This window comes from Deltaproteobacteria bacterium (genome assembly GCA_016219225.1).
Lineage (GTDB): Bacteria > Desulfobacterota > RBG-13-43-22 > RBG-13-43-22 > RBG-13-43-22 > RBG-13-43-22.
The window spans coordinates 1-5,312 of the sequence record JACRBX010000222.1; the positions used below are offsets into that span (position 1 = coordinate 1).

The 5,312-nt window shown below is 51.9% G+C and carries 3 protein-coding genes; all 3 read right to left on the reverse strand.

All coding sequences use genetic code 11. The features are described 5' to 3' along the window. Nucleotides 1-3,378, reverse strand: a 3,378-nt coding sequence (locus tag HY879_18695; GenBank protein ID MBI5605367.1) for a hypothetical protein, incomplete at its 3' end; no start/stop codon positions are given. Then, nucleotides 3,375-4,382 (reverse strand): tetratricopeptide repeat protein, encoded by a 1,008-nt coding sequence (locus tag HY879_18700; protein MBI5605368.1) that lies wholly within the window; start codon nt 4,380-4,382, stop codon nt 3,375-3,377. The genes HY879_18695 and HY879_18700, both read right to left, overlap by 4 nt. A gap of 225 nt (nt 4,383-4,607) precedes the next feature. Then, nucleotides 4,608-5,189, reverse strand: a complete 582-nt coding sequence (locus HY879_18705; protein MBI5605369.1) for a Uma2 family endonuclease — start codon at nt 5,187-5,189, stop codon at nt 4,608-4,610. Nucleotides 5,190-5,312: the final 123 nt, after the last annotated feature.

Consider the following 5,312-nt stretch of genomic DNA (forward strand, 5'->3'; position numbering starts at 1 on the left):
AGACTCTTCGATCTGGCGGGCCGGAACAAACCGGGTTTCCGTATTCAACTGAAACCCGCACCGACAGACCGGACTACGCTGAAGGGACTCGATGGACGGGGCCTCACACCGGGAAAGCAGCACCCCGGAGAGGCGGTTGTTTATGGAACTGAGGTCGTGCTGGACGGAGATCATCTCCAACTGATCCAGCCGGCTCAGAAGCTGGTAGCGCCTCGAATGGCTCAGTTTTTCATAGGGTTTGAACTGGTCCCCGGAGCGGGCCTTTTGGTGGGCCTCCACATAAGTCTGGATGTATCGTTCCCGGAAATCCTGAAAAAGATCCAGAAGACCCTGGATGGTTTTGGGGTCGATGGAAAGCCTTCCCCCTTCGAAGTAATTAAGGAGATCCTTTTGGTCTTCCAACAATCCCGGACTGGCCGGAAGATCGGGGATGGAAAGGCGCGTATCGCTGAGATACTGGAAGACAAATAGGATCTTGTCCGCTTCTTCGAAAAAGGCCCGGATCTCTTCCAGACGGGCCAGTTTATCGGAAAGGAAGGGTTCCCTGTTGGCAGCCGAAAGAAACCTTTCCAGCCCTTCTTTTGCCCCGAAGCTGACCTTGACCTCTTCCCATTGGGCCAATATATCCTGGACATCCTGGCGATAGGTCTCCCAGGAGAGATTCTTGAAGGCCTGGAAGGAAAAGGCCCACTCGATTCGATTAAGCAGATTGCGAAGGGACTCCTCTTCCTGGACCTTCAGGACCCTGATCTCATTCCAAAGGGCCTCCTGGGCCGGGAGGGTCAAGGTGCCCTTTCGCCATGTCTCAGGGATAAGGGGATGGCCGGCAATAGTCCGGCGGAGTCCTTCGTCGAGGATCTTTCCCCGGTCGATAGCGGTTATCCCCTGAAGCCCGGTTCGGGAAATATCCTCCAGTCCTTTCTTTCTTTGCCCCTGCAAGGCCAGGATATGACCGGAAAAGAGCAGGGCCAAAAGAAGGACTTCGTATTGATGTCTCAGGAGACCATATTCGCCCTTTCGGAAAGACCAATAGAGGGTTTCCAAAGGAAGGGGTCCCTGGTTTAAAAAGGCCAGACAGGTTTCAGCTAATTCGTTGTTCCGGGGATCCACATGAAGAAGGTATTGGTTCCCTTTCTTTTTAATCAAGCCCATGGGCTTGAGAAGATTGTCCAGGATGACCCGGAGACCGAATTGGGTCCGTTCATTGATATGGGAAGATCCGGTGGCGAAAAAATCATTTAACAGGTTCGGTATGGTGGTCGGTGCCAGGGCTTCGATATAGGGATGGATCCGGTGGTGTTTGGGAAACCTCCGGGACAGAAGAGGGGGGACGAACTCCTCGAGAAACTTCTCCTGGGAAAGATAACCGTAAGGGGAGAGCTCCACCTGCCGGTCATCCCAGATGAGCAGTCCGTTAAAATAGGAGGTATTGAAAATGTCGCCCAGCTTTTTCCTGCCCTGGGCCAAAAAATCCTCCAGAAGGCCTTTCATTTGCTGTCCGGTTTCCGAAAATTCCTTTTGATAGCTTTCCGATAAAAGCAGGGCGGAGAGCATTCCCTTCATCCATTCTTCTTCCTCGGCAATGAGAGCCGGAAGCCAGAAGAGGAAGGTATTGCCCGGGTAAGCGCTCCTGAGTTTGGGCAGGAGATTTTCCCGGAGATGCCGATACTGTTGGTCCAAACCATAGGTCGGGGCTACAAAGATAAAAAAATCTTCTTCGCTATGCTTCCATTCTCCGGCCAGGGTTTCTATTTCATCCAGGCCGATCTCGTCCAGGGGGCGGAGATAAATGGTTCCCTGACGACGGGTATATTCCCAGAGGATGGAAACCCGCTGCTGTCTCTGTTCGGCCCAACCGGCGAAAGGAAGGTGCAGAGACTCGGCCAGGGGCAGGAGGCGATCAAAAAGACGCCGGTCTCCCGGAAAGATTTCCGAAGCCCCTTGTCGCACCCTTTGCCGCATGATACTGGCGAGATCCGGTTGGAGCTTTATGGAGAAGTGGTCTTCCAGGGGATCCTTTCCGGGGGTAACGGCTAAATAAGGGCTTTCCTGGGTCAGGCGATGGAGGATCTCATGCAGATAGTGGTAATTGATCTCCGCGTCCAGTTCGGTCACCCGGTAAAGGATCATATCGGCCAGGTGCCTGGTCGAATAGCGGACCTTCTTCGGGGAAATGGCCAGAAGGATAAGGAGTTTCACGGCCTCCAGGGCCACCTTTTCCTTTTCCGGGTCGGCAAACAGTTGAGGGAGCTCATCCTGATAATAATCAAAGACCTTGTCCACGAAGGGCTGGGTCTCGGCCGTTTCCCGGATGCGGTGCACAAAATGGTCGAAGATGGTCGATGGGCCGAGGAGCTCCTGGGCCGGCTTTTCCAAAAAGGAAGGGATGCCCCTTTCCAAATCCCCCTGGAGCCGGAAGTGGATGAAATCCACCAGGCCCCGGTGTTCGGAGAAAAGGGGTTTTAAGCTGTCGAGCAGGGTAACGGTGGCCGGATGGACCGGGTAGAGTTTTAAAAACCGCGTTTCATCCACCGGAAAATGAGGAAAATACCGCCTCAGGGCCTGGAATATCCTGCGAATTTCTTCTTCGGCCCCTTCCCGCTGGCGGATCAGACGGTGGGAAATAAGCTCTTCGAGGTGGGTGCGGCCAAGACTGATTCTCACCGGATAACGGTCCTTAATCTTGTTGAAAGTATCCTGATTGATTTCCCCGGTTTCCTCGATCCATTCTTGAAGGGAGGCAATGATCCAGAGAGGAAAGGAGAAGGCCTCCTCCCCTATATATTGAAGAAAGCGGATATCTTCCTGATAGGCATGGGCATCGGTCTTGGAACGGAGGAACTCGGAAAGTTCATCCACCAAAAGGACCAGTTTGGAAAAACCTTCCCTTTCCATAGTCCTTCGAATCTCCTGAAAGGTCTCATGCCTGGATCCTGCCGGTTCAAAAGGCCGCCCGGTTTGCAGGGCCAATTCCCTGGAGATGGACTGAAGAAAAATGTCTTCCAGGAATTCGGTCCCCCGATGCTGGATTAAGGAGATCTCAACAACCAAAAATTTGGAGAAGGGAAGATTTTTTTGAAATTTCTCCAGAGAGGCGCTTTGGAAGTGCAGGATATCCCAGTATCCGGGATAGCGGAGAAGGAGGCTGAGCATGCTCAGGAAATGCGATTTTCCCGATCCGAAATGTCCTTTCAGAAAAGCCCCCCGGCCTTCCTTGCCGGAAAGGGAAGACAGGATCATCTCCAGGTTTTTCTGCACCTCGGCCGTAACCACAAAGGACAGGAGGATCATCTGTCTGAGTTTGGGGTCCTGAAGATCCTTCAATTGAATGACGGTCTTGATTTCAGGAATCTCAACCAGGTCTCCGACCTTGATCACTTTCCGGCCTCCTCCCCTATTCCGGTTTTTTTCCTGGCCTTCCCGATGATACCCAGAAGGGCTTTCTCCTCGGGGTGATGCCGGGCGACTTCTTCTAAAAGATCGAGCCAGCCCTTCGGATCATGAAGGGCCTCAAAGCTTTTTTCCAGGGCCTTTCGCACATAGTAATCCCTGGGATCCATCCGAAAGGCCTGGGAAAGGCGGAAGACCGCCTGGTCATATTCTCTAAGACGATAATGACAGAATCCTTCATGCTTTAAGAAATAGGGACTCCGGGGGTCCAGACTGGAAGCTTTGTGATATTCGGCTGCCGCCTCCCGGACCTGGCCGGCCCCTTTCAGTTTTTGGGCCAGAAGACCATGGACCTGGGCATCATCTTTTTTGGAGTCCATCCCGATAACAACCTGAAGCTCTTTCAGGACCTGGCCTTCGGGCCGGTTTCGGCTGCGTAACCGAAGGATTTCTTTCTCGACAAAGGTGTCCCGGGGAGAAGTAGTTTGAATTTTTTCAAAGACCTCCAGGGCCTCATCAAACCGTTTCAGGCGATTCAAAACCAGGGCCTTTTCTTTAAGAAAAGAAAGGTTTTCCGGGTGCACCACCAGGACCTTTTCCAGTTCTTCCAGGGCTTCGGCCAGCTTTCCCAGCTCTTTCATGGCCCGGGCGGCTTTGAGGATCAGGTAAGGCCTTGGGTCCCGGTTGTAGGCCTGTCGATAGCATTCCAGGGCCTTTTGCGGCGAATGACCTTTCAGATAAAGGTCGCCGAGAACGGATAAGGCCTGGGGGTGCCGGGGATCCTGGGCCAGGACTTCTTCGGCCAGGATCCTGCCTTCCATAAAGCGTCCCTGCCGCAGATAGAGATCGGCCAGGCTGGTCTTGAGAAAAGGATCGTGGGGGGCCTTCTCCAGGCCCTGGCGGATTTCTTCGGCGGCCTCATCGAAGCGGCCCTTCTCTTTAAGCAGCCGGATGCGATTGATTGCTGTGGTGTAAATTACTTGTTCTTCCATTGGCCGGTTTTCCGGGAAAAGATGAATAATTTTAATAAAATCGGGATGATTATGCAAGAGAATAAATCGGCTGACCCCCTCTTCACGTTCAGATGACTACTGAAGGCTTTACTTTTTCGAGAAATTCTTAGACCAGGTTTCTTAAAGGGAAGGGGGGCGGCGGTTGAGCCTCGTCCCGGGCCTTTAGACTCGAGACTGGAACAGGATAGATCTAACTGACTCAACTCATTTTTTGAATAGTTCTTTTAAAGGAATGGACAGTCCTTTCAGGACGCCAACCTGGATGGTATCTTCTCTGGAATAAATCCCCGGTCGCCCATATTTCCCATTGGAATCCGAAATGAAGGTTATCAGGGTCTCATCGATGGGGTTGATGATCCAGTACTCTTTGACACCCATCCTTTCATAGAGATAGAATTTTTCTTTAATATCTTTTCGGACCGTTGAAGGAGAAGTTATTTCGACAATAAGGTCCGGGGAGCCCATACAGCCCTTATCGTCCAGTTTGGCCCGGTCACAGACCACTACCAGATCGGGCTGGACGACAGTGGTTATTTCCTGAGGTTCCTCTTGGCCCTCTGGTAGGCGGACGTCAAAGGGAGCACTATAGACCTCACACTCTTTGTCCTCCAAAAAAGAATAAAATTTTGTAAGTAAGGCGGCCAGGATTTTTTGATGGGCCCGGGACGGGGCCGGGGTCATGTTATACGGAACCCCGTCGATCAACTCCCAACGTTCGTCTTCCGGCCAATTCAAATAATCACCGTAATTGAAGCTATTGTTTTTGGGTTTTGATTGGGGGCTCATCAGCACCACCTTTATTAAGGAGTTCCTCTGCTTGTGTCTTTTTTAATTGACAGGAATTTCTTTCTTGCGTGAAAAATAAGTATAAGGAAAGGGAAAGACCTGGTCAAGGGGAAAAATGGGGAC